The organism is Pseudoxanthomonas sp. LjRoot204_2 (genome assembly GCF_056175765.1).
In genome coordinates this window covers 1-1,640 of the sequence record NZ_JBGFFG010000601.1, presented here as the reverse complement: position 1 = coordinate 1,640, position 1,640 = coordinate 1, and the positions used below count along the sequence as shown (strand labels likewise).

The 1,640-nt window shown below is 65.5% G+C and carries 1 protein-coding gene; it reads right to left on the bottom strand.

Annotated features, from left to right (window positions below):
• Window positions 1-338 precede the first annotated feature (338 nt).
• A partial coding sequence (locus AC04L7_RS18275) for an efflux RND transporter permease subunit (RefSeq protein WP_475513645.1) occupies window positions 339-1,640 on the bottom strand: 1,302 nt, incomplete at its 5' end.

Genomic DNA, 1,640 nt, shown 5'->3' with positions numbered 1-1,640 from the left:
GATCACCGCCACGGCGATCAGCATCAGGATCATGCGGCGGGTGGTGGAGGGTGTTTTCCTTGCGGCTGGGTCTTTCCGTGTCATGGGGATGTCTTCGGCAGGGCGGGGGAGATCGTTCAGGACGACGAACGGGGGGCGGGGTGATCGACAGGATCAATCGGCGGATTATCACGAATTGAGACGGCCGCAAGAAGTGCGGGAGGTCAGGCGGGTGGAAAGGGGCCTCGGTGCCGACCTTGCCTGCCCGGGATTGCGGGCAGGGCTGGGCTGCCGTTGTCCGCAGCCCGGAATACGAAAAGCCCCGGCCTGGCCGGGGCTTTTCGAACGGAGGGCGAGGCTCAGCGCGAGGCCGGTTTGTCCCGCTCCAGCAGGTACTCCTTCGACGGCTCGTCCATCTTGTCGCCCAGCACGCGTCTTACGGCCACGAAGAACACCGGGATCAGCAGCAGGCCCAGGAAGGTGGCGAAGAACATGCCGCCGATGACGCCGGTGCCGATGGCATGGCGGGCATTGGCACCCGCGCCGGTCGAGATGGCCATCGGCAGCACGCCCATGATGAAGGCGAACGAGGTCATCAGGATGGGACGGAAGCGCAGGTGGGACGCCGAGATCACCGCGTCGCGCAACGTCTTGCCCTGCTTGCGCTCCATCACCGCGAACTCGAYGATCAGGATGGCGTTTTTCGCCGMCAGGCCGATGATGGTGATCAGCCCGATCTTGAAGAACAGGTCGTTGGAAAGACCCCGCAGCATGGTGAAGGCCAGCGCGCCCAGCGCACCCAGCGGCACCACGAGCAGCACGGCCACCGGGATCGACCAGCTCTCGTACAGCGCGGCAAGGCAGAGGAAGACCACCACGATCGACAGCACCATCAGCAGCGTGGCGCTGTTGCCGGCCAGGATCTCCTGGTACGACATGCCGCTCCAGTCGTAGCCGAAGCCCTGTGGCAGCTGGTCGGTGACGATGTTCTCCATCGTCGTCATCGCCTGGCCGGACGAACTGCCCGGCGCCGCCGAGCCATTGATGTTCACCGCGGAGTAGCCGTTGTAGCGCGACAGCGACGGCGGCACCGAGGCCCACGACGACTGCACCACGTTCGACAACGGGATCATCGCCCGGCCCCCGTTGGCGTCGCTCTGCTGGCTGCTCGGCGAATAGATCCTCGCCAGCGACTCGGCGCCGGTGCGGTACGGCGCGTCGGCGCGCATGTTCACGCGCTTGATGCGGCCTTCATAGAAGAAGTCGTTTACGTACACCGGCGCCAGCATCAGCTGGATGCCGTTGTAGATGTCGCTCAACGACATGCCCATCGCCTGAGCCTGCACCCGATCCACGTGCAGCTGGAGTTGCGGTGCGTTCTCGAGGGTATTCGGTCGCACCGCCATCAGGCTCGAATCCTGCGCGGCCGCCCCCAACAGCTGGTTGCGCGCCGCCATCAGGGCTTCTTCGCCCAGGCCTGCGCGGTCCTGCAGCCACATGTCGAAGCCGCCGAACTGGCCCAGGCCCTGGATCGTCGGYAGGTTCACCACGAAGATCTGCGCGCCCTTGATGCCGTAGAAGCGCTGGTTGGCCTGCTGGATGAACTCCGGCACGGTCACGTCGCGCTCGTCCCAGGGCTTAAGGCGGATGAAGGCCATGCC